Source organism: Halobaculum gomorrense (assembly GCF_900129775.1).
GTDB classification, from domain to species: domain Archaea; phylum Halobacteriota; class Halobacteria; order Halobacteriales; family Haloferacaceae; genus Halobaculum; species Halobaculum gomorrense.
In genome coordinates this window covers 191,454-216,261 of the sequence record NZ_FQWV01000002.1, presented here as the reverse complement: position 1 = coordinate 216,261, position 24,808 = coordinate 191,454, and the positions used below count along the sequence as shown (strand labels likewise).

30 protein-coding genes and 2 pseudogenes are annotated in these 24,808 nt (G+C 70.2%); 12 read left to right on the top strand and 20 right to left on the bottom strand.

Annotated features, from left to right (window positions below; all coding sequences use genetic code 11):
* Window positions 1-12: 12 nt before the first annotated feature.
* From BUE16_RS04600 to BUE16_RS04565, 8 genes are all read right to left on the bottom strand, one after another.
* Window positions 13-738, bottom strand: a complete 726-nt coding sequence (locus BUE16_RS04600) for an HAD family hydrolase (RefSeq protein WP_073307249.1) — start codon at window positions 736-738, stop codon at window positions 13-15.
* A gap of 128 nt (window positions 739-866) precedes the next feature.
* Window positions 867-1,274: an LWR-salt protein gene (gene lwrS, locus BUE16_RS04595; protein ID WP_073307248.1), complete on the bottom strand. Its 408-nt coding sequence runs from the start codon at window positions 1,272-1,274 to the stop codon at window positions 867-869.
* Window positions 1,275-1,287: 13 nt separating this feature from the next.
* Window positions 1,288-1,572, bottom strand: a complete 285-nt coding sequence (locus BUE16_RS04590; protein ID WP_073307247.1) for a 4a-hydroxytetrahydrobiopterin dehydratase — start codon at window positions 1,570-1,572, stop codon at window positions 1,288-1,290.
* Window positions 1,573-1,674: 102 nt separating this feature from the next.
* Entirely contained in the window at window positions 1,675-2,595 is a 921-nt protein-coding gene (locus BUE16_RS04585) for a DUF7260 family protein (protein WP_073307246.1), read from the bottom strand.
* A 98-nt stretch (window positions 2,596-2,693) separates the two neighbouring features.
* Complete coding sequence (gene hemA, locus BUE16_RS04580) at window positions 2,694-4,025, bottom strand: glutamyl-tRNA reductase (protein WP_073307245.1); 1,332 nt, start codon at window positions 4,023-4,025, stop codon at window positions 2,694-2,696.
* Complete coding sequence (locus tag BUE16_RS04575; RefSeq protein WP_073307244.1) at window positions 4,018-4,656, bottom strand: precorrin-2 dehydrogenase/sirohydrochlorin ferrochelatase family protein; 639 nt, start codon at window positions 4,654-4,656, stop codon at window positions 4,018-4,020. The genes hemA and BUE16_RS04575 overlap by 8 nt, the downstream gene beginning before the upstream one ends.
* 157 nt (window positions 4,657-4,813) lie before the next feature.
* Window positions 4,814-5,908, bottom strand: coding sequence for a siroheme decarboxylase subunit beta (gene ahbB, locus BUE16_RS04570; protein ID WP_073307243.1), 1,095 nt, complete (start codon window positions 5,906-5,908; stop codon window positions 4,814-4,816).
* Between the two features lie 83 nt (window positions 5,909-5,991).
* Window positions 5,992-6,390 carry a DUF5778 family protein gene (locus BUE16_RS04565; RefSeq protein ID WP_073307242.1) on the bottom strand — a complete coding sequence of 133 codons (399 nt, stop codon included), beginning with the start codon at window positions 6,388-6,390 and terminating at the stop codon, window positions 5,992-5,994.
* A gap of 212 nt (window positions 6,391-6,602) precedes the next feature.
* Here BUE16_RS04565 and BUE16_RS17125 point away from each other — a divergent pair.
* The 6 genes and pseudogenes from BUE16_RS17125 to BUE16_RS17435 form a co-directional block, all read left to right on the top strand.
* Window positions 6,603-6,881, top strand: a pseudogene (locus BUE16_RS17125) (ubiquitin-like small modifier protein 1); the annotation flags it as partial.
* Window positions 6,882-7,267: 386 nt separating this feature from the next.
* The gene (locus tag BUE16_RS04555; protein ID WP_234972325.1) at window positions 7,268-7,759 is read left to right on the top strand and encodes a hypothetical protein; all 492 of its coding nucleotides are present in this window, start codon (window positions 7,268-7,270) and stop codon (window positions 7,757-7,759) included.
* 65 nt (window positions 7,760-7,824) lie between these two features.
* Window positions 7,825-8,508: pseudogene (locus BUE16_RS04550) on the top strand (AzlC family ABC transporter permease); the annotation flags it as partial.
* A 149-nt stretch (window positions 8,509-8,657) separates the two neighbouring features.
* On the top strand, window positions 8,658-8,993 hold the full coding sequence (locus BUE16_RS04545) for an AzlD domain-containing protein (RefSeq protein WP_073307240.1): 336 nt from the start codon (window positions 8,658-8,660) through the stop codon (window positions 8,991-8,993).
* A gap of 160 nt (window positions 8,994-9,153) precedes the next feature.
* Window positions 9,154-9,702, top strand: coding sequence for an MFS transporter (locus BUE16_RS04540; protein WP_073307239.1), 549 nt, complete (start codon window positions 9,154-9,156; stop codon window positions 9,700-9,702).
* A gap of 83 nt (window positions 9,703-9,785) precedes the next feature.
* Window positions 9,786-10,133, top strand: coding sequence for a hypothetical protein (locus BUE16_RS17435; protein ID WP_343123981.1), 348 nt, complete (start codon window positions 9,786-9,788; stop codon window positions 10,131-10,133).
* Here the strand turns inward: BUE16_RS17435 and BUE16_RS16860 are convergent.
* Together BUE16_RS16860 and BUE16_RS04525 are read right to left on the bottom strand one after the other, a co-directional pair.
* Window positions 10,077-10,460 carry a hypothetical protein gene (locus BUE16_RS16860; RefSeq protein ID WP_073307237.1) on the bottom strand — a complete coding sequence of 128 codons (384 nt, stop codon included), beginning with the start codon at window positions 10,458-10,460 and terminating at the stop codon, window positions 10,077-10,079. The genes BUE16_RS17435 and BUE16_RS16860 overlap by 57 nt on opposite strands.
* Before the next feature lie 380 nt (window positions 10,461-10,840).
* On the bottom strand, window positions 10,841-12,769 hold the full coding sequence (locus tag BUE16_RS04525; RefSeq protein ID WP_073307236.1) for an aldehyde ferredoxin oxidoreductase family protein: 1,929 nt from the start codon (window positions 12,767-12,769) through the stop codon (window positions 10,841-10,843).
* A gap of 140 nt (window positions 12,770-12,909) precedes the next feature.
* Between BUE16_RS04525 and BUE16_RS04520 the strand changes: the two genes are divergently transcribed.
* The 3 genes from BUE16_RS04520 to BUE16_RS16605 all read left to right on the top strand — a co-directional run bounded on the left by BUE16_RS04520 (window position 12,910) and on the right by BUE16_RS16605 (window position 14,774).
* Window positions 12,910-13,323 (top strand): hypothetical protein, encoded by a 414-nt coding sequence (locus BUE16_RS04520; RefSeq protein WP_073307235.1) that lies wholly within the window; start codon window positions 12,910-12,912, stop codon window positions 13,321-13,323.
* A gap of 38 nt (window positions 13,324-13,361) precedes the next feature.
* Window positions 13,362-14,438 carry an archaeosine biosynthesis radical SAM protein RaSEA gene (locus tag BUE16_RS04515; RefSeq protein WP_073307234.1) on the top strand — a complete coding sequence of 359 codons (1,077 nt, stop codon included), beginning with the start codon at window positions 13,362-13,364 and terminating at the stop codon, window positions 14,436-14,438.
* Between the two features lie 165 nt (window positions 14,439-14,603).
* Complete coding sequence (locus BUE16_RS16605) at window positions 14,604-14,774, top strand: hypothetical protein (RefSeq protein ID WP_159435731.1); 171 nt, start codon at window positions 14,604-14,606, stop codon at window positions 14,772-14,774.
* 184 nt (window positions 14,775-14,958) lie between these two features.
* Here BUE16_RS16605 and purQ read toward each other — a convergent pair whose 3' ends face one another.
* Together purQ and purS are read right to left on the bottom strand one after the other, a co-directional pair.
* A complete protein-coding gene (gene purQ / locus BUE16_RS04510) occupies window positions 14,959-15,636 on the bottom strand; it encodes a phosphoribosylformylglycinamidine synthase I (protein WP_073307233.1) in 678 nt (225 codons plus the stop codon).
* Window positions 15,633-15,887, bottom strand: coding sequence for a phosphoribosylformylglycinamidine synthase subunit PurS (gene purS / locus BUE16_RS04505; RefSeq protein ID WP_073307641.1), 255 nt, complete (start codon window positions 15,885-15,887; stop codon window positions 15,633-15,635). Before purS ends, purQ begins: the two co-directional genes overlap by 4 nt.
* Before the next feature lie 121 nt (window positions 15,888-16,008).
* On the opposite strand from purS, the gene BUE16_RS04500 reads away from it, so the two are divergent.
* Window positions 16,009-16,935 (top strand): formyltetrahydrofolate deformylase, encoded by a 927-nt coding sequence (locus BUE16_RS04500; RefSeq protein ID WP_073307232.1) that lies wholly within the window; start codon window positions 16,009-16,011, stop codon window positions 16,933-16,935.
* Window positions 16,936-17,031: 96 nt separating this feature from the next.
* Here the strand turns inward: BUE16_RS04500 and BUE16_RS04495 are convergent, their stop codons facing one another.
* Window positions 17,032-18,051: a phosphoribosylaminoimidazolesuccinocarboxamide synthase gene (locus BUE16_RS04495; protein WP_073307231.1), complete on the bottom strand. Its 1,020-nt coding sequence runs from the start codon at window positions 18,049-18,051 to the stop codon at window positions 17,032-17,034.
* Between the two features lie 103 nt (window positions 18,052-18,154).
* Window positions 18,155-19,570, bottom strand: coding sequence for an FAD-binding oxidoreductase (locus BUE16_RS04490; RefSeq protein WP_073307230.1), 1,416 nt, complete (start codon window positions 19,568-19,570; stop codon window positions 18,155-18,157).
* Between the two features lie 175 nt (window positions 19,571-19,745).
* On the opposite strand from BUE16_RS04490, the gene cofH reads away from it, so the two are divergent.
* The gene (cofH, locus tag BUE16_RS04485) at window positions 19,746-21,140 is read left to right on the top strand and encodes a 7,8-didemethyl-8-hydroxy-5-deazariboflavin synthase subunit CofH (protein ID WP_073307229.1); all 1,395 of its coding nucleotides are present in this window, start codon (window positions 19,746-19,748) and stop codon (window positions 21,138-21,140) included.
* A 49-nt stretch (window positions 21,141-21,189) separates the two neighbouring features.
* Here the strand turns inward: cofH and BUE16_RS04480 are convergent, their stop codons facing one another.
* From BUE16_RS04480 to BUE16_RS04475, 3 genes are all read right to left on the bottom strand, one after another.
* Window positions 21,190-21,579, bottom strand: coding sequence for a hypothetical protein (locus tag BUE16_RS04480; protein WP_073307228.1), 390 nt, complete (start codon window positions 21,577-21,579; stop codon window positions 21,190-21,192).
* Window positions 21,580-21,692: 113 nt separating this feature from the next.
* A complete protein-coding gene (locus tag BUE16_RS16600; RefSeq protein ID WP_159435729.1) occupies window positions 21,693-21,851 on the bottom strand; it encodes a hypothetical protein in 159 nt (52 codons plus the stop codon).
* A gap of 45 nt (window positions 21,852-21,896) precedes the next feature.
* On the bottom strand, window positions 21,897-22,082 hold the full coding sequence (locus BUE16_RS04475) for a hypothetical protein (protein ID WP_073307227.1): 186 nt from the start codon (window positions 22,080-22,082) through the stop codon (window positions 21,897-21,899).
* Window positions 22,083-22,177: 95 nt separating this feature from the next.
* Between BUE16_RS04475 and BUE16_RS04470 the strand changes: the two genes are divergently transcribed.
* The gene (locus BUE16_RS04470) at window positions 22,178-22,582 is read left to right on the top strand and encodes a hypothetical protein (RefSeq protein WP_073307226.1); all 405 of its coding nucleotides are present in this window, start codon (window positions 22,178-22,180) and stop codon (window positions 22,580-22,582) included.
* 97 nt (window positions 22,583-22,679) lie between these two features.
* Here BUE16_RS04470 and BUE16_RS04465 read toward each other — a convergent pair whose 3' ends face one another.
* The 3 genes from BUE16_RS04465 to BUE16_RS04455 are packed head-to-tail and all read right to left on the bottom strand — an operon-like array spanning window position 22,680 to window position 24,783.
* Window positions 22,680-23,687: a cytochrome b/b6 domain-containing protein gene (locus tag BUE16_RS04465; RefSeq protein ID WP_073307225.1), complete on the bottom strand. Its 1,008-nt coding sequence runs from the start codon at window positions 23,685-23,687 to the stop codon at window positions 22,680-22,682.
* Window positions 23,684-24,127 carry a hypothetical protein gene (locus tag BUE16_RS04460; RefSeq protein ID WP_073307224.1) on the bottom strand — a complete coding sequence of 148 codons (444 nt, stop codon included), beginning with the start codon at window positions 24,125-24,127 and terminating at the stop codon, window positions 23,684-23,686. Before BUE16_RS04460 ends, BUE16_RS04465 begins: the two co-directional genes overlap by 4 nt.
* The gene (locus BUE16_RS04455) at window positions 24,124-24,783 is read right to left on the bottom strand and encodes a 4Fe-4S dicluster domain-containing protein (protein WP_079991495.1); all 660 of its coding nucleotides are present in this window, start codon (window positions 24,781-24,783) and stop codon (window positions 24,124-24,126) included. Before BUE16_RS04455 ends, BUE16_RS04460 begins: the two co-directional genes overlap by 4 nt.
* Window positions 24,784-24,808: the final 25 nt, after the last annotated feature.

Sequence of the window (24,808 nt, the reverse complement as noted above, 5' to 3'; positions counted from 1 at the left end):
CGACGCTCCCGATCAGTCGGTCGCGTCGCCGTCGAATCCGGAGCCGTCCGCGCGGGCGGTGCTCGTCGCCCAGTCGGCGCCGGCGACGCCCGTCCGGGGGAGGTCGTCGAAGCTCCACACCCGGTGGTCGGCCCTGACGCAGCGCCCGCGCTGCTCGTGGCCGTGGCGCTCCACGTGGATGGCGTCGAGGCCGGCGTTCCAGGCGGCGCCCACGTCGCTCGCGCCGTCGCCGAGGTAGACCCCCCGCTGGGCCGCCGGGTCGACGCCGATGTCGTTTATCGCGGCGTGGAGGGGGTCGGGCGCGGGCTTCCACCCGGTGTCGTCGGAGCACGAGAGGAAGGTGTCGAAGTGGCCGGTCAGACTGAGGCGGTCGGCGACCGGGCGCGCGAGGAACTCCGCGCAGTGAGTGACGAGCCCCAGCGGCACGTCCCGCTCGTGGAGGTCGGCGAGCAGCCGCGCGGCGTCATCGTGGAGGTGCGTCGCCTCGGCGCGCGCCTGCGGGTCCTCGACGGCGTGGAACGCCGGCCAGAACGTCTCGGGGTCGAGCCCCCACTCGCGCAGGAGGGGGTCGCGCGCGCCGGAGAGGCCGTGCCACAGCACCTCGGCCTGCCGGTCGGAGAACTCGTAGCCGATGCGGGAGCCGACCCGGTCGAACACCTCGCGGATGTACGACCACTCGGCGTCGACGAGCGTGCCGTCGAGGTCGAACAGCCAGAAGTCGTACGTGTCGGGGACCATCAGCGGGGTCTGGAGTAGGTCGTTCCCGCTGTTATATCTTCGCACCCTACTCCCCGGTTTGTCACCGCCTAGCCCGACGCTGTCTGGCGAGTCCGGGCTCGGCGTCGCGAACGGACCCGCCCGCGGCGTCACTCCCCCTTCGACCCCCCGGCCGACGCCTCCTCGCCCGAGCCCACGCGGATCGAGGAGCCGAAGTACTTGTGCAGCGCCTCGCGCGCCGAGTCGGCGCGGAACGCCGCGGGGTCCTCGTCGATCGCCGCGCGCAGCGCCTCGAGATACGTCTCGTCGGTCTCGAACTCAGCGAACGTCGCTGACAGTACCTCGACGCCCGCCGGCAGCCGGTCGCCGCAGAGGCGCCGCGCGTGCTCCGCGTCGGAGGCCTCCCCGCGCCACAGGGCGTCGCGAAACAGCAGCCACCCCTCCTCGCCCGGCGGCGGCGCGGGGATCCGAACCACCGTTTCGAAGGCGTCCGGGTCGATCCGCGCGCGCCGCGGCGAGAGCGTGAACCGCACCCGAAACACGTACGACGCGTCCACCTGCCCGCCCCGCTCACTCCACGAGCCCGTTCAGCCGCTCGGCCAAGTCGATGTCCTTCGCGGTGACGCCGCCGGCGTCGTGGGTGGTGAGGCGCACCTCGACCTCGCGCCACTCGACGGTCATCGTCGGGTGGTGAAACGCCTCCTCCGCGAGGCCGCCCGCGCCGGCGGCGAAGCCGACGCCCTCGAGATAGGAGTCGAACTCGAAGGTGCGTGCGATCTCGTCGGCCTCGGCGTCGTGGTGCCAGCCGTCGGGCAGTTCTGCCGCGATCTCGTCGGCATCGAGTACGTCGCTCACGCGCACACGGACGGCCGCCCTGGGGAAAAACGTACCCCAGGGTGGCGGGGCGCGAGAACCGTCGCAGGTAACCGGGAGGCTGCTGTCGGGGGGAGCCGACGCTCAGCGCCCGCCCGCGGCCGACGCGAGCCGTCCTTTCGCCTCGTCGATCGTCGAGAGCGCGTCCGCACCGGCCGAGAGGACGGGGTACGTCGCCGGAAGCGAGCGATAGAGGTACTCGAACCAGTAGCGACTGTCGCCCTCCTCGTCGTGGATCCGACCCTGTCGGTCCGTCAGCAGTGTCTCGACGCGTCCCTCGTGCCACTCGAGGCGCTCGTACTCGCTGACGATGTCGGTGTAGCTCGCCGTCGAGAGGTCGCGGTCGACGATCCGCTCTCCGGCCTCCGCCGCCGGAGCGAGCGTCGATTCGGCGTCCGAAACCGCCGAGCGTTCCGTTTCGAGCCGGGAGAGCAGCTCCGTCCGATCCTCGCAGGCCCGCCGTGCGCCGTCCGCGAGCGTCGCCCGAAGCGACGGTGTCAGCGTCGCGCCGTCCTCGACGAGCGCGCTCGCGACCGGTCCGGAGAACTCCTCGGCGACGTTCACCGCGATGGGTTCGCCGTACTCCTCCTCGTAGTGGGGCGTCGACATTACGGTCTCCCGGTACGCCTGGCGGGCGCTCGCCAACGCGTCGTCAGAGCCGGCGCCGCTTCCGGCCGGCACCGTCAACACGTTCGTCCCCCCGCCGGTCGGCGACGGCCACGCGCGCTCGCCCGGTTCGAGCTTCGCGACCCGACGACGGAACCGTGCGAACGCGTCGCGCTCGGCGCGCGTTCGCGTCGCTTCGCGTGCGAGCGCCTCGCGCGCGCCGTCGAGCCGCGAGATCACCGCCCCCGCGACGAGCAGGAACGCGGCCGTCACACCCAGCACGGCGAGCCCGATGGCGAGGTCCGGATGATCGCACGCGGTCGCCCGGCACATCGCCTCCACTCCCAGTTCGACCGGCTCGATCGAGAGCCGACCGACGCCGTGACTCGCTCCACGCATACGCACACATGCGACGGCATCGCACATCACCATTTCCCCTATCGAGAGATCCGACGGAATTTTCAACATCGACCAACCGAAAACTACCGGACTGCGACTTAGTCTTCCGGGAGGTGTTCGAGCCCGCCGTCTGTGGCATCGGTGGCGTCGTCCGCCGAATGCGCCGAGTCGATCTCCGCCGGCGGACTGTCGAACCCGGGGTCGAACAGCTGCATCGCGGTGTGGATCGTCGTCCAGTCGTCTTCGGCGGCCGCCTCCCGGAGGCTCTTCGTCGGCGCCGCGAGGAGCTGGCCGACGAGCGCGTCCGCGAGGCCGGCGACCGTCTCGCGCTGGTCGTCGGTGAGGTCGCCCTGCGCCTCCAGCTTCGCCATCGCCTCGCGGAGTTCGCGCTGTTTCGTCCGCTCGGCGGACTCGTACATCGCGGAGACCGCGTCGTCGGCGCGCTTGCGCTTGAACTCCTCGAGGAGTCGGTCGAACTCCGCATCGATCATCTCTTCGACTGCCTCGGCGGCGCTCGAGCGACGCTCGCGCGCCTCGTCGGTGACGGTCTCGAGGTCGTCGATGTCGCGGACGGCGACGCGCTCGTCGCCGGCGTCGGGGACAACATCGCGCGGCTGTCCCAGGTCGATGCACAGCGTCTCGCCGGCGCCGGCGACCATCTCGTCGGTGACGGTGTGATCGACGGCGCCGGTGGCGGCGATGATGAGGTCCGCTGCGGCCGCCTCCGCCGACAGCGCGTCGAGGTTGATCGCTGCCGAGTCGGTGTCGAGATCCGAGGCGATGTGCTCGGCGGTTCGGAGGGTCCTGTTCGCGACGACGATCCGCGAGACCGGCGAGGCGTCCAAGGCTCGCGCCGAGAGCAGCCCCATCTCGCCGGCGCCGACGACCAGCGCGGAGGCGCCGGCGAGGTCGGTCTCGCGCTCGGCGAGTTCGACCGCCGCCGAGCCGAGCGACAGCGACCCCTCGTTAATCGCCGTCTCCGCGCGAGCGCGCTTGCCGACGTGCTGGGCCTTCGAGAGCGCGTCGTCGAGCACGCCGCCGCGAAGCCCGCCGACGCCGCGGGCCGCCTCGGCGGCGTCGCTCACCTGCCCGAGGATCTGATCCTCGCCGAGCACGAGCGACTCCAGCCCCGCGGCGACGCGCATGAGGTGCCGCAGGCTGGCCTCGTGGTCGAAGTGGACGATCGCTCCCTCGCGCACCTCGGGGGCGAACTCCTCGACGGCCGCGCGCGCGGCGGCGGCGTCGTCGGCCGCGACGAACGCCTCCGCCCGGTTGCACGTCTGGATGGCGAACGCCTCCTCGACCCCCTCGCGAGCGAGCAGGGCTGACACGAGCGTCGTCGAATCCGCGGTCTGGGCGGCTTCGATCTCCTCGACGGACGCGTTCGCGTGGCTGACGCTCACGCCCGCAATGACGCCGGTGTCAATCATCGGTCGCCTCCATGATTCGATCCGCTTCCTGTCGTGCCTTGGAGAGTCCCTCTTGTAAAGCCTTCCAAACCGCCGACGATCCGACCACCGCGCGAACCGCATCCCGTCGGTCGGTTGGATCGACGTTTGCCGCCTTCAGGTCGGCGCGGATCTCCGCCAGCAGGTCGGCCATCGGCCCCGCGCCATCGATCTCCGATTCGATCCGCCGACGCAGTTCCTTCGAGAGCGCGGGCGCGGCCCCGCCGGTCGCGACGGCCGCGACGACGGGATCGTCGCGAACCGTCGCCGGCACGACGACACTGCCGGCGTCGCGACCGCCCGAGCGGTCCGCCCGGTTGACGAGCGCGCCCGCCTCCCGCGCGGCCCGCTCGACCGCCTCGTTCACGGCCTCGTCGCTCGTCGCGGCGACGACCAGCGCCGGGTCGAGGCGGTCGACCCAGTCGGCCACCTCCCCGGGGCCGGGTGCCGCCCGCACCAGTTCTGCGTCGCCGAACTCTCGCTCGCCAAACGCGGGGCTGACGACGACGGTCCGCGACTCTCGCGCGAACGTGCGCGCCTTGCGCGCGCCGACTGGGCCGCCGCCGACGACGAGCACCGTTTCGTCCGTGAAGTCGTGCAGCAGCGGTATCACGGTACTCCCTCCGCATCGGTCGACGATTCCATCCGGGGGTGATAGTTCTTGGCCGCCGGACCACGATCCGTGGACCGTGAGCGAACGCGTTCGGGTCGGAGCAGCGGCCGCGCTCGCCGGTCGCCCGGCGCGCTCTGCGACCGCGTGCCGACCACGGTCACGCGTCCGTGGGACCCGCACCCTCGTGGCGCACCTGCGCGTCGGCGCGCTCGTCGAGCCGGATCCCGGTTTTCTTCAGGATGCGCGTGGAGAACAGCGAGTCCCACTCGTCGTCGCCCACGTCCCAGAACTCCGCCATCACCTCGCGCACCTGTTCGATGCGACGCTCGGACTCCGCCTCGTCGCGACCGTGGGTCATCGCGAAGAAGTTGTACGGCCACACGCCCTCGTGTCGCGGCCGGTGGTAGCAGTGGGTGACGAACCCCAGCGACGCCACGGCGGGGCCGACCTCACCGAGCAGCTCGTCGGGCACGTCCCAGACGGTCATCCCGTTCTCGGTGTAGCCGAGCGCGTAGTGGTTCGGGATGACGCCGACGCGGCGCACCTTCCCCTCCTCGTTGAAGCGCGTGAGCGTCTCGACGACCCACTCGACGGGCTGACCGACCGCGTCAGCCACATCCGCGTACGGCGTCTCCGTCACCGGGAGGCCGCCCTGGATCTCGACGACGAGGTCGCGCTCGCGGGCGGTGATGCCGCGCTCCTCGGCGGGCGTGACCTCGGGCCCGAGGTGTGAGAGGTCGAGGTCGCCGTCGCTCACAGGGCCGTCGAGCAGGAACGTCGCGCCGACGTGGAACTCCTCTTGCTTCGGGAGGTTGTACGTCTCCTGGCCGGTCGCCGCCTCGATGTCGCCGAGGACGCGCTCTACCTCGTCCTCGCTGGCGACCGAGACCACGAACCACATGTTGAGGTGCGGGTGTTCGCGCTCGTAGTTGTGCGCCACCTCGCGAAAGCCGTTGACCGTCTCGGCGATTTCGTCGTAGCGGTCCTCTGGGGCGTGCATCGCCACGAGCGTCGCGGTGCCGCCGATCTCCTCGGCGTTCACCAGCGCGCCGAACCGCGAGAGCACGCCGCGCTCGTCCAGGTCACGGACGGTCGCGAGCAGTTCGTCGGCGTCCACGTCGACCCCGCGCTCCGAGAGCGCCGCCGCAGCCGGCTCCCACGGCCGTTCGACGACAGGGAAGCCGCCCTGGAAGGCGTTGACGACGGCGCGTTCGAGCGTCGAGAGGTCGACATCCGTCCCGACTTGGTCCATACCGACGCTGCGAACGCCGCGAGGATAAGCGTCGCGTTCGTGGTGGGTTCTCACATACGGTGCCGGCGAGCTTGTCCGCGCGGTCAGGGGACGAGCGTCACGTCGCGGACGGCGTCGAGCGCGCGCACGTCATCGCCCAGGGACGCCTGGTCGACGCCGGCCTCGTAGTAGAACACGAGGTCGAAAGTACCCTCCCGCAGCAGCTGCTGGCACTCCCAGACGAACTCCTCGTCGTCGAGCGTGCGCCCCTGAAACTGGTTCGACGAGAAGTCCGTGTCCTCGTTGCCGGCGTGGATGTACGACTCGCCCTTGCCGGCGTGTTCGGCGATGACCTCGTTGAGGTCGACGGTCAGCTCCTGCATCTCCAGGTCTTCCTGACCGCCCAGGTCGGTGTGAACGACCATGCCGAGCAGTTCGATATCGCCGGGTTCCAACAGCGCCTTCGTCCGCTCGTAGAGGTCCGTGTCGATGGGGTCCGACATGTCGACTCGTCGGTCCAGCAGAGTGATACGGATGACGGTTTCCGCGTCGGCGTCGCGACGCTCCCCGTTCGCACGTTCGAGGCCCCCGCCGGTCAGCCGCGCGTCGCGTGGGCGACTCGCCCGCGAGCTCGTCGCCGTCGTGTCGAGACCGCACTCCGGTCGGCCTCACGCTCCCCGTGCACCTTTTTATCTGTCTCCACCCACATTCGATCATGGAGCTCACGCTGAAGTTCTTCGCCACGTTCCGGGAGGCGGTCGGCTCGAAGACCGTCGACCGATCGTTCCCCGACGCCAGCACCGTCGGAGACGTGCTGGAGGCACTGGAGGCCGAGTACGACGGCCTCGCGGGCAACCTCCTCCAGAACGGCGACCTCAAGCCGCAGATCAACGTCCTGCTCAACGGCCGCGAGGTCCTGCACATGGACGGAATCGAGACGGCGGTCGACGACGGCGACACGCTCGCGGTGTTCCCCCCCGTCGCCGGCGGCAGCGTCGACCGCGACCGACCGGCGTCGGCCGCCGTGCGGACCGACGGCGGAGACGCCGAAGCGGCGTCTGACGGCGATTGCGACGGCGAGGGCGACGACGGCGCGGCGACCGCAGTCTCCTCGGAGACCCGAACTGAGGCCTACCGCGGGATTTCCCGACGCCTCGCGGTTCACTACCTCCGGAACCTCGGCGGCGACGCGGACGGTCCCGACGAGGCGGTGACCGAGGTCGTCGGCGACGGCTGGCGCGCCTCCGTCGCCGCCGAGAAGGTCGCCGCCGCGGGCGCCATCACGCTCACCGAAGTGACGGTCACTTTCGAGGGCGACCCCGCCGTCCTCGACGACCTGATCGACCGGTTCGGACAGAAGGCGATGCGCGCCGGCGGGTGATGCCCGGGCGCGACCGCGAGGACGGGGACGGCACCGACCGCGAGGACGAGGACGGCACCGACCGCGAGGACGGGGACGGCACCGACCGCGCGGGCGACGCGGACCCGTCGTACGACCCCGAGACGCGGGCGATGGGCCACCCGATCGACCCGAACGCGCTCATGATCGCTGCGGCGAAGGCGAGCGTCGGCGCCGGCCGGCTCCCCGAACTCCTCCGGGCGGCCGACGAGCACCTCCGCGGGCACCTCGACGAGTACGAGCGGGCCTACGAGTGCGTCGATGAGGGCGCCGACCGCGGCGCCGTGACGTTCCTCGTGCCGGAGGGGCACTGGAAGGAGATCGGCGACGAACTCGGCGTGAACCGCCGCGAGGTCGACGCCCTCCGCCGCGCCCACGAGCAGCACCTCCTCCGGGTCGGGACGCAGCGGCGGCGACGCCGGGAATTCGAGTCCGCGCTCGAACTGCGCGAGGCGGTCGTCGTCGGGCGATAACTCTCCGACTCCCACGCCGCTGCCGAGATCGCTGCCGCCTTGAGTGCGCGCGCCGGCCGTGACCCATGGACAGCCGCTTCCCACCGGACCTGCGCGCTGGGGTCCGCGACACGCTCCCGCTGCTGCTCGGGATCGTGCCGTTCGCGCTCGTCGCCGGCGTCGCGGGCGTCGAGGCGGGCCTCACGCCGCTGCAGACCGCCGGCCTCTCCGTCGTCGTCTTCGCCGGCGCCTCCCAGCTCGCAGCCATCGAGCTGCTCGGACAGGACGCCGCACTCGGCGTCGTCGTGCTCACCGTCGTCGTCGTGAACCTCCGAATGCTGATGTACTCGGCGTCGATCGCGCCGTACTTCCGCGACCTCTCGGCGCGCGTGCGAGCCGGCTGTGCGTACCTGCTCACCGACCAGGCGTACGCGCTGGCGCTGGCCCGCTACGCGAGCGACCGCGACCGCGAGGGCACCACCCGCCGCCCCTACTACTACCTCGGCGTCGCGCTCACGCTGTGGGTCGTCTGGCAGGTCGGCACCGTCGTCGGCGTCGTCTTCGGCGCCGCCGTCCCCGACGGGTGGCGCCTCGGCTTCGCCGTGCCGCTCGTGTTCCTCGCGCTGCTCGTCCCCGCCGTCTCCGACGCCCCGAGTCTCGCGGCCGCCCTCGTCGCCGCCGCGGTCGCGGTGGCGGGCGCGGGACTCCCGTTCAACGCCGGGCTGATCGTCGGCGCCGTCGGCGGCGTCGCGACCGGGATCGCCGTCGACGAAGCGGGCCTCGGGGCTGCCGGCGAGGGCGACGACGACGGGATCGGTGGCGACGGGGTCGACGGCAACGACGGGGTCGACAGCGACGACACCGACGCCGACGGCGGGGGCGACCACGACGGCCAGAGCGACCGGGCGGGGGGACGCTGATGGCGACGAGCTACGGCCCGCTGTCGGTCTGGGCGGTCATCGTCGCCGGGGGGCTGGCCACGTTCGCCATCCGCCTGTCGTTCATCCACCTGTTCGGCCGCGTCGATGAGGTTCCCGGGTGGCTGGAGCGCGCGCTCGTGTACGTCCCCGCGGCGGTGCTGGCCGCGCTGGTCGTTCCGGACTTCACGCCGGCGGGCGCGACCATCGGGGCGCTCGTGTCCCCGGAGATCGTCGGCGGCGCCGCCGCGGTCGCGGCGGCGTGGCAGACCGAGGACGTGCTGTGGACGGTCGCCGCCGGAATGGCCGGGCTCCACCTCGCGCGCTTCCTCCTGTGATCGACCCGATGCCCACTGGTCGAAGTGACCGCACCCAGACCCGGAGGCGGCGGCGCTTGCCGACGCCCGCGAGCAGAGGAGCGACCGACCGGAGGATCGGACGATAACGGAGTCGCCGCTGGCCGCCGCGCGCCGCGCCCCCCGAGAGACGTGGGTCGTCGTGAGCGCCGTCTCGGCCTCGCAGTACCTCAACCACGCGTACCTCGTGTTGTTCCCGCCGATCCTCGCGGTGCTGTCCGGCGAGTTCGAAGTCGGGCTCGCCGCACTGGGCGTCGCGCTCGGCGTGCAAGGGGCGACCAACACGGCGTTTCAGCTCCCCTTCGGCCGACTCGCGGACCGCTACGACCGCACGCTCGCGTTCGGGCTCTCGTCGGTGGTCAGGGCCGTCGGCGTGCTCGCGGCCGCCGCGGCGCCCACCTACGAGTGGCTCCTCGTCGCGCAGGCGGTCATCGGGATCGGCGTCGCGGGGCATCACCCGGCGCACTACCCCCTCATCTCCGATTCCACGCCCGACGACCTGATGGGTCGCGCGTACAGCCTCTACGGCTTCGGGGGTCGCTCGGCTTCGCGACGCCGCCGGTGCTCATCGCGGGCGTCGTCGCCGCGGGCTACTCCTGGCGCGTCGGCGTCGGCCTCATCGGCGCCGGCGGCCTCGTCGCCTCCCCGAACCTCACGTGGCTGTTCGCCGCCCGCGTCGACGGCGCGGTGACGGCGCCGAACCGCGAGGGGAACGACGACGAGTCCGCCGCCGTCGGCGGCGACCTCTCCGACCGGATCAGCGCCGGGCCGGTGATGGTCGCCAGCTTCGCCGCGGTCGCCGGGCTCGTCGGTCTGTTCGCGCTCGGCACGGTCGGCCCGCTCGTCGCCGTCGTGCTCGTGCTGCTCGTCGGCGAGGCGCGGTCGATCGCCGGACCGGCGCGCTCGAAGCTCACCGACGCGTTCGCGCCCGACGGGACGACCGGAACCAGCTTCGCGATCACGACTATCGGGGTGATGCTGGGCAACGCCGTGGCGCCGCCGGCGTTCGGCTACCTCATCGAGACGGCCGGCCGACGGGCGGCGTTCCTCGCGGTCGCCGGCGTCTCACTCCTCGCGGTCGTCCTCACCGTCTGGCTGATCGCCCGGTTCAGCGACGCCTGAGGCGGGGCGGTCCACGCCGTCGGCGTCCGCCGGTGCCGTGTCGGCGGTCGCGTCGCCGGCGGTACCCGACCGGTCAACGTCGCCCGCACTGTCGTCGGTGGCGACCGCAGCGCGGCGTTCCTGCGCGACCGCGATGCGCTCGTGGGCGCGGACGAATCGAGACAGCAGCCACAGCAGGAACGCGACCGAGAGCAGGTACACGACCACCAGCACCTGCGCCTGAATCAGGACGGCATAGAGGGTGAACAGGACGACCAGGACGACGACCGCGATCCCGGTTCGGGAGCTCAGCGACTGTCGGAGGGTGAGCGGGGACTCGCTGGACACGGGCCGCCATCCTCACGGGGAGGTGAAAAATCTGGGCGGTAGGTGCGAACGGGAGACGAGAGAGCGATCGACGAAGCTGAGAATCCACTGATCACTAGCAGTTGTACCGCGAGCGAGCCAGCCGTGAGGCTGGCGAGCGAGCGGCCTTTTGATCATCGACGGATTTTTGCGGGTTCTGGCCGCAGCGCGCCGGAGTTCTCGTGAGCGGAGCGAACGAGAACACGGAAGACGAGCGGAGCGAGTCTTCCGGAGGCGCGCGAGGACATGCCCCCGCAAAAGTGGTCGTTCGTGGGCGGCTCGGGCCGTGCGGCCGACCTCCGGTCGGCCGCACACACCTCGCCGCCGTTCTGCCGAGACGCTCGCTACGCTCGCGTCTCGTCCTAGTCGTCAGCGGGCGCGACGCCCGAGTCGCCCGAGGAGACGCCCGTGCCCGGCCCGACGTCGATGTCGAGCTCGTCGAGGCGCTCGTCCGGGACGACGCCGTCGACCCAGCCGCGGGTCTCGTAGTACTCCGCTTTCATCTCGGGGAGCTCGCAATACTCACCCTCGGAGGCGCCCTGCCCGGGGATGCCGCCTTCGAGGAACCGCGCGGGCAGCGAGTCGTCCTCGCCGTCGAAGCCGTTGAGGTTGTTGTAGTAGCGCTCGAGGGTGTAGATCCGCTTGCCGGCCTCGATGAGGTCGTCCTCGGTCACGTCGAGGCCCGTCATGCCGCTGTACTGCATGACGTACTCCTCGATCCCCTCGGCGAAGGCGTTGAACTTGCAGATGTCGAACGAGTCCGAGATGGCGTGCAGGTCCTGGAAGGTGACCGTCAGCTCGCCTTTGCCCTCGTGCTCGTAGGGGTCGACCTTCTGCGGGATGCCGAGGATCTCAGCCGACGGCGTGTACGCGCGCAGGTGGCACGCGCCGCGGTTGGAGGTGGCGTACGCGATGCCCATTCCCTTCATGCAGCGCGGGTCGTACGCGGGGATCGTCTGGCCCTTGACCGCCAGGGAGTTGTCGTGCGCGTCGAAGCGCTCGGCGAGGCCGTTTGCGCCCTCCGCGAGCGCGTCGGGAAGCTCGCCGTCCCGGTGGGCGACCTCGTCGATGAGGTCGATCATGCGCTCGGTGTCGCCCCAGTCGAGCTGCTCGTCGAGGCCGTCGAGCTTACCCTCCTCGGACATCTCCATCGCCATGGCCATCATGTTGCCCATCTCGATGGTGTCGAGGCCCATGTCGTTGCAGCGCTCGATCATGACGGCGATCTCGTCGCGCTCGGTGTGCGCGGAGTTGGGGCCCAGCGCGTACGCCGACTCGTACTCGTACGACTCGGTGCGAACGTTCAGCTCCTCGCCCTTGTGCATCACCGACACCTCGACCTCCTTCTTGCAGGCGACCGGACAGGAGTGACACGTCGGCTCGTCGACGAGGATGTTCTCGCGGACGTTCTCGCCGGAGACGCGCTCGGCGTCGACATCGGCGCCCTCGGCGTCGCGCATCGCGGCCGTCGAGGTGTACTTCCCGTTCTTCGTCGGGAGGCCGTCCATCTCCTCGCCGGCGTTCATCAGGACGTTCGTCCCGTACAGCGAGAGGCCGCCCTCGTTGGGCGCGGTCACGTCGGACTCCTGGATGACTTCCATCGCCTGCTGGTACCCCTCCTGGAACACGTCGGGCTTCTCCGGCTTGGGCATCTTGGTGCCCGACTTGACGACGACCGCCTTGAGGTTCTTCGAGCCCATCACCGCGCCCGTGCCGCCGCGGCCGGAGGCCCGGTCGTCCTCGTTGACGATGCAGGCGTACTTCACGCCGTTCTCGCCGCCGGGGCCGATCGCCATCACGGAGACGTTGCGTCCGACGGTGCCGTCGACCTCCTCACCGAGGGCGTCGATGGTGTCGTGGACGCCCTTACCCGCGACGTGGGAGGCGTCGCGCAGTTCCACCTCGCCGTCCTCAACGAACGCGTACACCGGATCGTCGCTCGCGCCGTCGAACACCAGGCCGTCGAAGCCCGACCACTTCAGGCGCGCGCCCGACCAGCCGCCGTGGTGACTGTCGGTGACGGTGCCCGTAAGGGGCGACTTCGTCACCACCGCGATCCGGCCGCTCATCACGGTTTGGGTGCCCGTGAGCGGCCCGTTCATGAAGCACAGTCGGTTCTCCGGCTCCAGCGGCTCCACGTCCGGACCCGCGTCGAAGACGTACTTCACGCCGAGACCGCGCGCGCCGATGTATTTCTTGGCATCCTCGTCGTCGATGCCCGCGTACGATACGTCGCCCGCCGAGAGGTCCACGTGCGCGACGTGGTCCCGGAATCCGCCGAGGTCTGTCATGGTTAATCTACATTAGTTATATGGGTCTGAATTCTGTTAGCCGTTGTCACGCAGATGTAACCGTTTCCAGTTTCTCTTCCTGGGCGCTGGCCGCGGCTACAGGAGGAGAGCTTTTGCCGTGCAGTCACCGATTCCGATCGATGCACACCGACGCTCGACGGCTCGCGGTATTTGCCGCGGTGACGGTCATCGTCGTTACCTCGTCGCTCATCCCCGTCCCCGCGACGCCGGATCAGGCGTCTCCGACCGACGTGCTGCCGCCCGGGAGCGACAAGTCGGCCCACGCCGCCGGCTACGCCGCCGTCGCGTACACGATGGGGCGGGCGCTCCCGGCGCGGTGGCGGCGCGGCGGGGGAGCCCCGCCGCTCGTCGCGCTGGCGGGTGTCGCCGCCGCGGCGACGGCGCTGGGCGCGGGCGTCGAGGTGGCGCAGGGCGTCGTCCCCGGCCGCGATCCCTCGGCGCTGGACGGCGTCGTCAACGCGGTCGGCGCGGTCGTCGGCGCGCTCGCCTGGCGGTGGCGCGTCGACGGAGCCGCTCGCGCCGACGACGCGTGAGCGAAGCGGTTTTCCGCGGCTGTCGCCCAGAGGGGACAATGAGTCAGCCGAGCCCCGAGGTCTACGAGCGGGACCGCGGGATGGACGCCCACAACGCGGTGATGCGCGACATCCGAGCCGAGCGCGACGAGACGTACGACGCCCACGAGCCCACCCGCGTGTGGCTCGACGAGGACAACACGCCCGACGGCGTCAAGACGAGTCTTACGATCATCCTCAACACCGGCGGCTGCCGGTGGGCCCGCGCCGGCGGCTGCACAATGTGCGGCTACGTCGCCGAGTCCGTCGAGGGCGGCAGCGTCTCCCACGAGGCGCTCATGGACCAGATCGACGCCTGCCTGGAGCACGAGCGCGACAACGCCGACGAGCCGGCGGAGCTGATCAAGATCTACACCTCCGGCTCGTTCCTCGACGAGCGCGAGGTGCCCGCCGAGAGCCGGCGGGCGATCGCCGAGACGTTCGCCGACCGCGAGCGCATGGTCGTCGAGTCGCTCCCCGACTTCGTCTCCGCGGCGAAGCTCTCGGAGTTCACCGAGCGCGGCCTCGAAACCGACGTGGCGATCGGGCTGGAGACCGCCACCGACCGCGTCCGCCACGACTGCGTGAACAAGTACTTCGCCTTCTCTGACTTCGAGGACGCCTGCACAGAGGCCGCCGAGGCCGGCGCGGGGGTGAAGGCGTACCTCCTGATGAAGCCGCCGTTTCTCGCCGAATCCGAGGCCCTCGACGACATGGTCTCGTCGGTCGAGCGCTGTGCGGCCGTCGACAACTGCCACACGGTGTCGATGAACCCCTGCAACGTCCAGCGGTACACGATGGTGGACGAACTCCACTTCCGCGGGGGCTACCGCCCGCCGTGGCTCTGGTCGGTCGCGGCGGTCCTCGAACGCACCGTCGACGCCGACGCCATCGTCGTCTCCGACCCCGTCGGCCACGGGAGCGACCGCGGCCCGCACAACTGCGGCGAGTGCGACGACCGCGTCCAGACGGCGATCAAGGACTTCGACCTCCGGCAGGACCCCTCGGTGTTCGAGCAGGTGTCCTGTGAGTGCGAGCGGACCTGGGAGCTGGTACTGGCGGAGGAAACCGCGTTCAACCAACCGCTGGCTCGTTGAAGACCGACCCGTCGCCGCCGACCGCACGACTCTGACGATCGCTCCGTGTCGGCCGACTCCGCCGATTTCTGTCGATCCCGTCCCGTTGCGCACCGCACGCGTCCGTTCCGCTCGCGTCAGACGGCTGGCATACAGTTATGTATCTTGACACCGTTTGACATGTATATGGAGATAGTCGACCGAGCGGTCTTCACCTGCGACGACTGTGGCGCGTCGGCGCCGTCGTTCGGGATCGAGTACGACACCCTCGGGTACCCGGTGTGCCCGAGATGTGAGACCGCGGTCGGGCCGCTGGCGCGCCGGCGTCTCGGCGAGAAGTCGGCGACCGCGCGGTAGCCCGTCGTCGCGTCCGTCTGACCCGCGATCGGCGGACGCTGCTCGGGTCTCGTTCGAGGAGGGCCGGCAGTCGGTGGGAGCGTTGCCTCCCGCCTCGACTCACTGTGCCGTTCCTCCGGACGCCGGTGTCGCCGCACCACCCAGCGCCCGGTGGGGCGGACCGCCTCCGGGGCGACGCGGACCGTTACTCCGCGAACGCCCGCAGCACGCCCTGCCCGTCGGTGCCGCCGATGTCGGGCAGGGTCGCCCGCTCGGGGTGGGGCATCATCACGGCGACTGTCTCGCGCGCGCCGAGGATGCCCGCGACGTTCGCCGTCGAGCCGTTCGGGTTGGCCCCCTGGGTGGCGTCGCCGTCGGCGTCGCAGTAGCGGAAGAGGACGCGGTCCTCCGCCTCCAGCGTGTCGAGACGGTCCTCACGGATCTCGAAGCGGCCCTCGCCGTGGGCGATGGGCACCTCGATCACGTCGCCCTCGTCGTAGGCGGCGGTCCACGGCGTGTCCGCGCGCTCGATCCGGAGGTGGACGTGCTCGCACTGGAAGCGCGCCGAGCGGTTCGTCGTGAACGCGCCGTCGGTGAGGCCGGTTTCACAGCCGATCTGCGCGCCGTTACAGACGCCGAGCACTGGCGTGCCGTCCGCGGCCGCCTCACGCACCTCGCCCATGATCGGCTGGCGCGCGGCCATCGCGCCGGCGCGGAGGTAGTCGCCGTACGAGAAGCCGCCGGGGATCACGATCCCGTCGGTGTCTGTCGGGAGGCCGTCGGCGTGCCAGACGCGCTCGGCGTCGACGCCGAGGTGCGAGAGCGCCCGCACGGCGTCGCGGTCGCAGTTGGAGCCGCCGAACTGGATCACTGAAACGGTCATTCGCGCTCCGCGACCTCGACCTCGTAGTCGTGGATGGTCGGGTTCGCCAGCAGGCGGTCGGCCATCTCGCCGGCGCGCTCGCCCGCTTCGTCGGCGTCGGCGGCGTCAAGGTCGATCTCGAAGCGGTCTGCCGAGCGCAGATCGTCCAACTCGAAGCCGAGGCGTTCCAGCGCGCGCTGGGTCGTCTCTGCCTCCGGATCGAGCACGCCGTGTTTCAGGCGGACCGTCACCGTGGCGGTGTAGCCGGTCATCGTCGGACTCTGCGAGTTCATGCGCAAAATCCGTTTCGGGACCGATTCGATATCCACGTTCGTGGATGGCAGTCGTCGTGCGGAGCGACACCGGTTTACTCGCGGGTGAGCAAACGTGGGTATGGTAGCGGCCGACCGTCCGAATCCGAGGCGCTGGGACACCGAGATCGTCGTCGTCGGGGACGACGCGACCGGACTGGTCGCCCGCGTCACCTCGCTGTTGTTCGAGCGGGGATGCAACATCGAAGACCTCGACCAGGACGTGCGCGACGGCGTGTTCCGGATGCGCCTGCACGCCGACACCGACGGGATGGTGTGCAAGCCGGCGACGCTGGAGGAGGACCTCGCCGACCTCGGCGACGAGCTCGGCGTCGACATCCGGGTTCGCCTCGCCGACGCGGAGGCTGCGCGCAAGGCCGCGCTGCTCGTGACGAAAGAGGACCACGCCCCGCGCGCCGTGTTGGAGGCGTGCGAGGACGGCACGCTCGACGCGGAGGTGCCGGTGGTGATCGGCAACCACAGCACACTCTCGCCGCTGGCCGACGAGTACGACGTGCCGTTCGTCGACGTGGGCGATTCCGGCGGCTCCCACGACGAGCGCGAGCTGCTGCGCGTGCTCGACGAGTACGACGTGGACTGCCTCGTGCTCGCGCGGTTCATGCGCATCCTCTCGCCGGAGGTCGTCTTCCGCTACGAAGGCCGAATCATCAACGTCCACCCGTCGCTGCTGCCGGCGTACCCCGGCGCGGAGGCGTACCGACAGGCCGTCGAGGGCGGCGCGCGCGTCCACGGCGCGACGGCGCACTACGTGACGACCGACCTCGACCAGGGACCGATCATCGCCCAGCGGGCGTTCTCGGTCGCCCCCGACGACGATCCCGACGACCTGAAAGAGCGGGGCCAGCCGCTGGAGGCGGAGGCGCTCGTCGCCGGGCTTCGAGCGCACCTCGACGACGCGGTCGTCGTCCGCCGCGGACGCACGCACTTCCGCGAGGGCGTCGATCCCGAGGCGTACGATCTGGGCGGCGTCGTCGCGGGCGCGGACTAACACCCGCGAACCGGGAGGAGCGCGGTCGCGCACGGCGTCGACCGCGTCGGCGACGACCTACAGGTCGCGGACAGCGTCGACCGCGTCGGCGACGACCTACAGGTCGCGGACAGCGTCGACCGCGTCGGCGACCGGCGGGGCGTCGAACCAGTCGGCGCCGGTGTAGGCGTTCGTCCCCGCGGCGTACATGTCCGCCACCGTCTCCACGACCGCGAGGTCGAGCGACGGCGGCGACAGCTCACACAGCGGCCGCCAGTCAGCGACCCCCTCGGCGTCGGCGCGCGCCTTCGCGTCGCCGACCGCGTCGACCCACTCCGGCGCGACCCGCTTGTAGTGCTGGCGGACGACCTCCTTGGACACCTCCTGACCGTCGTAGGCGAAGCGGTTCTCGTCGAACGTGCCGACCACGTCGGCGACGCGGACCTCGCCGTCCGCGTACACGCACTCGATCTTTCCGTCCTCGTGGACGAACCCGGCCTCGGCGGCGCGCTCGGTGACGAGGTCGTTCACCTCGCGGGCGACCGACTCCAGCTCCGACAGCGGCGCCGCGCCGGCGATCCGGTCGGCTTCCGCCTCGTCGAGGTACCGATCCTGCTCCTCGTACTTCGTCGAGAACTCCACGATCGGCTCCGGGAGGTCGACGACCTCGTCGGGCCACTCGTCGCAGTCGAGCCCCACCTCTCGCGGCGCGGTCCGCGAGCGGAGGCTGGAGCCGACGGGGACGGTGTTGCGGAAGACGATCTCGAGGGGGACGACGAAGCCGGCCGCCTCGCGGGCCTCGGCGTGGAAGGCGTCGTAGTCGTACGCGCCGTCGGCGAACGGGAGGTCCGGCACCGTCGCCAGCTCGATGGCGAGTTCGCGCGGCGGCTCCGCGACCGCCGACAACGGCTCGGCGTCCGGCCCGACGCCGCGGTAGTGCGTGGGGACGCCGGATTCCTCCAGCAGCTCGAAGTTGTACGCGCCCATCGTGCACAACGACGCCCCCTTTCCCGGGATCGGGTCGGGCATCTTCCCCCAGTCGAAGACGGAGTAGTCGTCGGTGAAGGCGAACCGCCCCGCGCCGAGGTCGTCGGCGGTCGGCTCGCGCTCGACGACGAACTCCTTGACGCTCGTCATGGTCGTGGGGGCGTGCGCGGGGGGCAAGAATCCTTCCACTCACGTGCGTATCTCGGGGGTACCACACGCAGATTGATCCACGGTTGTGGGCTATCCGTGGCCGCTACTCCTCCGGCACGACGGTTCCGGGGTTGAGCGTCCCGTTCGGGTCGAGCGCCTCCTTGATCGCCCGCATCGCCCCGACGGCGGTCTCGCCGTGCTCCCGTTCGAGGTACGTCCGTTTCCCCGCGCCGATGCCGTGTTCGCCGGTGGCGGTGCCGCTCAACTCCAGGGCGCGCTCGACCAACTCGCCGTAGACCGCCTCCGCGCGCGCGACCTCCTCGGGGTCGTCCGGGTTCTGCAGGACGAAGTAGTGGAGATTCCCGTCGCCGGCGTGGCCAAAGCAGGGGACGAAGAGGTCGTACTCGTCGGCGACCTCCTTCACCGCCCGGATCATCTCGGGGTACGAGCCGATCGGGACGGTCACGTCGCCCGGCTGGCCCATCTCGCGCTGGGGGTCGTACGCCTCCGCCGCGTAGGTGATGTCCTTTCGCGCCCGCCACAGGTCGTCCATCCGGTCGCCGCTCGCAATCTCGAACTGTGCCACGTCGTGCGCCTCGAAGACGGCCCGACAGAAGTCGATCTCCTCGTCGATCCCGTGGTTCGCGTGGAACTCGACGAACACCATCGGGCGCTCGGGGAGGTCGGCGTCGCTGTAGTCGTTGGCGAGCATCGCCGTCTCGGCGTCGAACAGCTCGATCTTCGCCACGTCGACGCCGGCGGTGACGGCGTCGGAGATGGCGGCGGTCGCGTCGTCGAGCGTCGGGAACACGGCGCGGCCGCCGCGGATCTGCTCGGGTCTGCCAGCGAGTTCGAGCGTCGCGCGTGTGACGATGCCGAGCGTCCCCTCGCTGCCGACGATCAGTTCCTTCAGGTTGTAGCCGGAGGACGACTTCGCGGCCTTCGATCCCACGGTCGTCACGGAGCCGTCCGCGAGGACGACCTCCAGTTCGAGCACCCAGTCGGCCACCTCGCCGTACTTCACCGTCCCCATACCAGAGGCGTCGGTGGCGATCATCCCGCCGATCGTGGAGATATCGCCCGAGGAGGGGAGCGGCGGGAAAAAGAGACCGTGTTTCGCGACCGCCTCGTCCACGTCGGCGCCGATCGCGCCCGGCCCCACGTCGACCTGAAGGTCGTCCGGGCGGATCTCGCGGATGGCGTCCATCCGAGTCATATCGAGGCTGATCCCCGCGTGTGCCGGGACCGCGCCGTCCTCCAGCCCGGTACCGGCGGCGTAGGCGGTCACCGGAATCCCGCGCTCGTCCGCGGCGGCGACGACGGCCGACACGTCCGCGGTCGACGCCGGGTAGACGACGGCGTCGGGTCGCACCGCGTCGGCCTCGTCAGTGGTGTAGTCGGTCGCGTGCTCGTCGCGGTCGGACTCGCCGAGACTCACTTCGCCGTCCAAGCCGAGATCGGCCAGAAACGACACGTCGTGGCGCGGCGGATCCGCGTCGGCGCCGATCGAGGATGTCATTATCACACATACTCGTCGGCACGGTCATCAACGCACCGGTGAACGAGCGTGCCCGTCGACGGTTCGGAGTGAGAGCGACGGTTCGGAGTGAAAGCGACGGTTCGGGGATCCAGAGTCCCGGCCGTCGGTGGCCGCTACCGCCCAGTTTTTCACGTCGCACCGATACCTTCCGACGATGACGCGACCGTCTGCGGCGGACCTCGATCCGGACGACCTCGGGTTCGAGCACGTGCCCGAAACCGACCAGTCGTTCGAGAACGCGCTGGCGAAGGCGCGCGACGGGCGCAGGCTGACGGTCGACGACGCGGTCGAGCTGCTCACCACCGGCAGCGGCACCGCCGGTATCGACCGCAAGCGGAAGGAGCGGGTCCTCGTCGCCGCCGACCGTCGCCGCGCCGAGGTCGTCGGCGACGAGGTGACGTTCGTCGCCAACCTCAACAATAACGTCACCACCGCCTGCAACACGGGCTGTCTGTTCTGCAACTTCAAGGACACCGCCCACCAGTTCGAGGCCGACCACGACGGCGAGCACGCCGGCTTCACCAAGACGCCCGCCGAGTCGCGCGCAGCGGTCCGGGCGGCCGTCGAGCGCGGCGTCTACGAGGTCACGTCCGTCTCGGGACTGCACCCGGCGTTCGCGCTGAACGAGGAGCACCACGAGATCCTCCGCGGGATCGACGACGCCGCGAGCGTGGCGAACTACAAGCCGCCGGAGACGTACGCCACCGATCCGGGCACCTACGTCGAGCAGCTGCGGGCGATGAGCGTCGACGGCGTCCACCTCCACTCGATGACGCCCGAGGAGGCGTACCACGCCCGACGGGGCACCGACTGGAGCTACGAGGCGGTGTACCGGGAACTCGCAGACGCCGGCCTCGACTCCGCTCCCGGCACCGCCGCGGAGATCCTCGTCGACGAGGTCAGGGACGTGATCTGCCCCGGAAAGATCGACACCGACGGCTGGGTCGAGGCGATGGAGGGGGCGATGGCCGCCGGGCTCGACACCACCGCGACGATCATGTACGGCCACGTCGACAACGAGATGCACCGCGCGATGCACCTGAAGCGGGTGCGCGACCTCCAGGACCGCACCGGCGGCATCACCGAGTTCGTCCCCCTCTCGTTCGTCCACGAGCGCACACCGCTGTACGAGCACGGCGTCGTCTCGGGCGGCGCCACGGACGCCGAGGACGAACTGCTGATCGCCGTCTCCCGGCTCTTTCTCGACAACGTCGAGAACGTCCAGACCTCGTGGGTGAAGTACGGCGACGAGAAGGCCCTGAAGACGCTCTCGTGTGGCGCGAACGACTTCATGGGCACCATCCTCTCCGAGGAGATCACCAAGCGCGCGGGCGGCTCCTACGGCGAGTTCCGCAGCTTCGACGACTACGTCGAGTTGATCACCGCCGTGGGCCGGATCCCCGTCGAGCGGTCGACCGACTACCGCGAGCGCCGCCGGATCGACCCCGACGACGGCCCACCCTTTGGCCCGTCGCTCGGTCCGAAGGCCGACGGCACCCCGCTCTTGAGCGAGCGCGGAGGAGAGGGCGGCGCAACGGCGGACGACTGAGACGAGGGTGAACGGCGCGCGCCTTCGGCGAGCGCGACAACGTACCGAACTAGTCCTGCCCGAACCGGATCCCGTCGTCGACCAGCCGGTAGTTGCGTTCGCGGTCGATGCGCTCGGCCAGCCAGTCGACTTCGTGCACCTGCGCGGCCAACTCGATATACAGATCGCGCCACGCGATGGCGTAGATGGGCGACTGCCCCCACGCGCGCAGTTCGGGCACGAATTCGTCGTAGATGTCCGCGCGCTCCTCGGCGTATTCGAGGAAGTCGACCGCGACCGAGGCGGCCTCGGCCTCGTCGTCGGCGGCTGCGAAGCCCTCCTCCAGCGCCTGTCGGTAGCCGGCGACCGCGCGCCGGATGTCTTGCTCTGCGGCGCCGTCGTCGTCGGGGAGCGAGTCGAGCACACCGCGAGGGATACCGAGATCCAGATCCACGTCCATGCATCCGCGTTCGGCGGGCGCGAGTAAAGGCTTCCGTCGAGCGAACCGGGGTCGGGCGGGCGCTCCGGTCGCGGTGCGCACCGTGCGAGTCGGTCGCCCCGCGAGACGCCGACTCACTCCCCGTCGAGAAATCGAGACAGTCCAGCGGCACAGGAGACGCACAACAGCGCCCGGAGGTCGCCATCGGGCGTGATCCCGTCGATGGCGGCGTACTCCTCGCCCGGGCGGATCGGGTCGCCGCAGCGGTCGCAGGCATGTTCGCGTCGCAGCACCGTTTCACCACCGCCCGCGCGGGCGACGCCACCGCACGCTCCGGCTCAGAGATATCCCAGCGTGCTTGCGACGAGTCCGATGACGAACAACGCCACCGCGACCACCGTCAGCTCCATGCGCGTCGTTCCCTCGGGGTCCGCGCCGCTGGCCCTGAGAACGACCGCCAGGCCGCCGAGCGCGACGACCAGCACCAGGAGGCTGTACACCGTGTTCAGGAGCGTCGAAGCCATGTCCCCTCGGTGACGCCGACGCCTATTAAACCTCGGTGAGGAACCGGGGTGCCGCGGGGCGAATATATATCCCGTCGGGCCGCCGACGGCGGGGTATGCGAATGGAGCTACGCGTCTGCAAGCACTGTCTGGCGGGCGAACACGGCAACGCCTCGAAGACCGAGGTATCGAAGGATATGATCGAGTGCGCCGAGACCGTCCGCGAGTACAAGGACCTCATCGGCCTGGACAGCATCTACATCACGAAGGTGAGCGAGGGCGACAGCGGCGCCGCGCAGGCGCTGCCCGCGGTCGTCGCCAGCATCGAGGGCAACCAGATCCAGCTGTCGGACACGCAGCTCGTGATGGAGGACGACGACGGCAACATGCTAGTGTACCCCGAGCCGAAGGATATCCTCGAAGTGCTCACGCGCAACGTCCAGCAGATCAACACGCACACGAGCAACGACGTGACCGTCGAACTCAGCGACGAGGCGCTGAGTCTCGGCGTCGAAGCCTGACGGCGCGCCCGACCCGTGCCGTCGCGGGCGCCCGCGTGACTTCAGCGAACGCGTCCCGACAACAAACGAACGCCGGGCCGTGAGGCGCTCGGTCGCCTCAGTCGTCGGATTCGACGCGACCGCCGTCCGCGGCGGCCGTCGGCTCGGACGCCTCCTGCTCCAACTGCTTCTGCCAGCGGACGCGCAGGAGGTTGCCGTACATCTGGAGGACGAGTCCGAGCAGCAGCACGAACACGCCCATGTTGATACCGACAGTCAGCAGGACGTCGGTCGGCCCGCCGCCGATCGCGAGTTCGCGCGGCACGGGATAGCCTTCGTCGAACAGGCTCCCGAGCAGCACCGACACGATGCCGATGACCGCCATCGCGCCGACGACCGTCGAGGCCATGTTCCACGAGGGCGCGAGTTCGAGCCGCTCGATGCCGGTTCCCTCAGTCGAGTCGTCGTGCTCCTCCGGGATCATCGAGCGCGGGATGAACGCCTTCACTTCCACCGGGTACAGCGCCGGGTGGAAGCCGTGCTCGAAGATGTGGAAGATGACCCCCATCAGCATGATGACGCCCAGCAGACCGTGGAACGTGACGAACGCCGCCGCGGCGGTCTTCGTCGCCAGCAGCGAGATGACGCCGGTCTTCGACCAGATGAGGACCCCCGAGATCGACAGCAGCGTCAGTTCGGCGGCGAAGATGAACACGACGCCCTTCCCGATGTAGGTGAGCAGCGGGATCTCGTCGGCTGTGCCGCCGGCGAACTGACGGGCGTTCGGGTGTCGCTCGTCGACGTTGCCGAGGAGGAACTGCACGTCTTGGATGAACGCGTCGAAGTCCCCCTTCGACGGGAGGATCTCCCGGAAGTTCCCGCGGCCGGTGTCGGTCGTCACCATCATCAGCATCCAGAAGACGATGAGCGCCAGCAGGCCGCCGCCGGCGACGCGGTGGACCGCCGAAACGCCGCTTGCGCCGCCCATGAGGCCGACCATCCACCACAGCTCGTCGTTGAACATCAGGCTGTAGCCCGAGAAGAACAGGACGAACACGTCCAGCGCCAGCAGCGTGTGGAACGTGGTCGTCATCTTGCTGAACTTCCCGTGATCCAGTTGCGTCATGCGCGCTCACCTCCGTCTGCGGCGGTGTCGCCGTCGGTCCCGGCGCTTGCCTCGTCGTCGACGCGCCCGCCGTCGGCGGCGACCGCGCTGGAGCCCGAGTCGCCGGGCTGGCGCATCCGTGCGGCGAGCCGGCGGAACGCGCCCCAGTGCAGGAACATCATGAACAGGATGAACACGCCCATCAGCACGTCCGCCGCGTGCGTGATCGCGATCAGGAAGTCGAGCCAGGCGATCTGGTTGCCCGAGGTCCAGTCGGAGCCGACGCCCGCGTTGGCGCCCTCGGCGACGGGCTGGATGCGGAAGAGGTTCTCGTAGAAGACCGCGAACTCCGAGGCCCACCAGAGGATCAGCGCCGTCACCGCAATCGCGATGACCGCGTTGATCGCGATCGCCGCGCGCGGGTAGCCCTCGGTCTCTGGAAGGTGTTCGCGGTAACTCATGCGTTGCTCCCCTCGAACTGGTCAGCGTCGTCGCCGAAGATGATCCCCATGGCGACGTCGTTGAAGAACGATCCGGAGCCGCGCTTCTCCAGCTCGTCGGCGATCTCGTTCGCCTCGCCGACCAGCAGCGCGTCGGTCGCGCACTCCTCGGCGCAGGCCGGCCCCTTGCCGACGTCCTGGCGCTCCTCGCACATCGTACACTTGTCCATCGTGCCGCCGTTGCCGAACAGCCGCGCGGCGCCCTCGTCGGAGCCGGGGAACTGCGGCGCGCCGAACGGGCACGCGGACAGGCAGTACTGGCAGCCGACGCAGAGGTTGTCGCGCACGTCGACGAACCCGTTGTCTTTCTTGATCAGCGAGTCGGTCGGACACACCGAGACGCACGGCGCCTCCTCGCAGTGGTAACACTGCATCGGGATCGACGTCTCGCCGGGCGAGCCGTCGGTTCCGAGCGCGGCCGCGCTGTCGGTGTTGTACCGCTGCATCGGCTCGGCCGGCTGTCCCTCCAGCATCGTGGAGATGCTGATCCGTTGTTCGTCGCGGGGCACGTCCCACGTGCGCTTGCACGCGACGACGCAGCCGCCGCAGTCGATGCAGGCCTCCACGTCGGGGAAGATCCGAGTACCCTCGCCGGTACTCATCACCCCCTGACCCATGACCTGCTTGCTGGTGTCGTTAGTT

Excerpts from the sequence above, each read along its gene's own strand:
- BUE16_RS04600 (WP_073307249.1), bottom strand. The coding sequence starts at position 738 with ATGGTCCCCGACACGTACGACTTCTGGCTGTTCGACCTCGACGGCACG.
- BUE16_RS04585 (WP_073307246.1), bottom strand. The coding sequence starts at position 2,595 with ATGCGTGGAGCGAGTCACGGCGTCGGTCGGCTCTCGATCGAGCCGGTC.
- hemA (WP_073307245.1), bottom strand. The coding sequence starts at position 4,025 with ATGATTGACACCGGCGTCATTGCGGGCGTGAGCGTCAGCCACGCGAAC.
- ahbB (WP_073307243.1), bottom strand. The coding sequence starts at position 5,908 with ATGGACCAAGTCGGGACGGATGTCGACCTCTCGACGCTCGAACGCGCC.
- BUE16_RS04565 (WP_073307242.1), bottom strand. The coding sequence starts at position 6,390 with ATGTCGGACCCCATCGACACGGACCTCTACGAGCGGACGAAGGCGCTG.
- BUE16_RS04555 (WP_234972325.1), top strand. The coding sequence starts at position 7,268 with ATGCCCGGGCGCGACCGCGAGGACGGGGACGGCACCGACCGCGAGGAC.
- BUE16_RS04545 (WP_073307240.1), top strand. The coding sequence starts at position 8,658 with ATGGCGACGAGCTACGGCCCGCTGTCGGTCTGGGCGGTCATCGTCGCC.
- BUE16_RS17435 (WP_343123981.1), top strand. The coding sequence starts at position 9,786 with ATGGTCGCCAGCTTCGCCGCGGTCGCCGGGCTCGTCGGTCTGTTCGCG.
- BUE16_RS04525 (WP_073307236.1), bottom strand. The coding sequence starts at position 12,769 with ATGACAGACCTCGGCGGATTCCGGGACCACGTCGCGCACGTGGACCTC.
- BUE16_RS04520 (WP_073307235.1), top strand. The coding sequence starts at position 12,910 with ATGCACACCGACGCTCGACGGCTCGCGGTATTTGCCGCGGTGACGGTC.
- BUE16_RS04515 (WP_073307234.1), top strand. The coding sequence starts at position 13,362 with ATGAGTCAGCCGAGCCCCGAGGTCTACGAGCGGGACCGCGGGATGGAC.
- BUE16_RS16605 (WP_159435731.1), top strand. The coding sequence starts at position 14,604 with ATGGAGATAGTCGACCGAGCGGTCTTCACCTGCGACGACTGTGGCGCG.
- purQ (WP_073307233.1), bottom strand. The coding sequence starts at position 15,636 with ATGACCGTTTCAGTGATCCAGTTCGGCGGCTCCAACTGCGACCGCGAC.
- purS (WP_073307641.1), bottom strand. The coding sequence starts at position 15,887 with ATGACCGGCTACACCGCCACGGTGACGGTCCGCCTGAAACACGGCGTG.
- BUE16_RS04500 (WP_073307232.1), top strand. The coding sequence starts at position 16,009 with ATGGTAGCGGCCGACCGTCCGAATCCGAGGCGCTGGGACACCGAGATC.
- BUE16_RS04495 (WP_073307231.1), bottom strand. The coding sequence starts at position 18,051 with ATGACGAGCGTCAAGGAGTTCGTCGTCGAGCGCGAGCCGACCGCCGAC.
- BUE16_RS04490 (WP_073307230.1), bottom strand. The coding sequence starts at position 19,570 with ATGACATCCTCGATCGGCGCCGACGCGGATCCGCCGCGCCACGACGTG.
- cofH (WP_073307229.1), top strand. The coding sequence starts at position 19,746 with ATGACGCGACCGTCTGCGGCGGACCTCGATCCGGACGACCTCGGGTTC.
- BUE16_RS04480 (WP_073307228.1), bottom strand. The coding sequence starts at position 21,579 with ATGGACGTGGATCTGGATCTCGGTATCCCTCGCGGTGTGCTCGACTCG.
- BUE16_RS04475 (WP_073307227.1), bottom strand. The coding sequence starts at position 22,082 with ATGGCTTCGACGCTCCTGAACACGGTGTACAGCCTCCTGGTGCTGGTC.
- BUE16_RS04470 (WP_073307226.1), top strand. The coding sequence starts at position 22,178 with ATGCGAATGGAGCTACGCGTCTGCAAGCACTGTCTGGCGGGCGAACAC.
- BUE16_RS04465 (WP_073307225.1), bottom strand. The coding sequence starts at position 23,687 with ATGACGCAACTGGATCACGGGAAGTTCAGCAAGATGACGACCACGTTC.
- BUE16_RS04460 (WP_073307224.1), bottom strand. The coding sequence starts at position 24,127 with ATGAGTTACCGCGAACACCTTCCAGAGACCGAGGGCTACCCGCGCGCG.
- BUE16_RS04455 (WP_079991495.1), bottom strand. The coding sequence starts at position 24,783 with ATGGGTCAGGGGGTGATGAGTACCGGCGAGGGTACTCGGATCTTCCCC.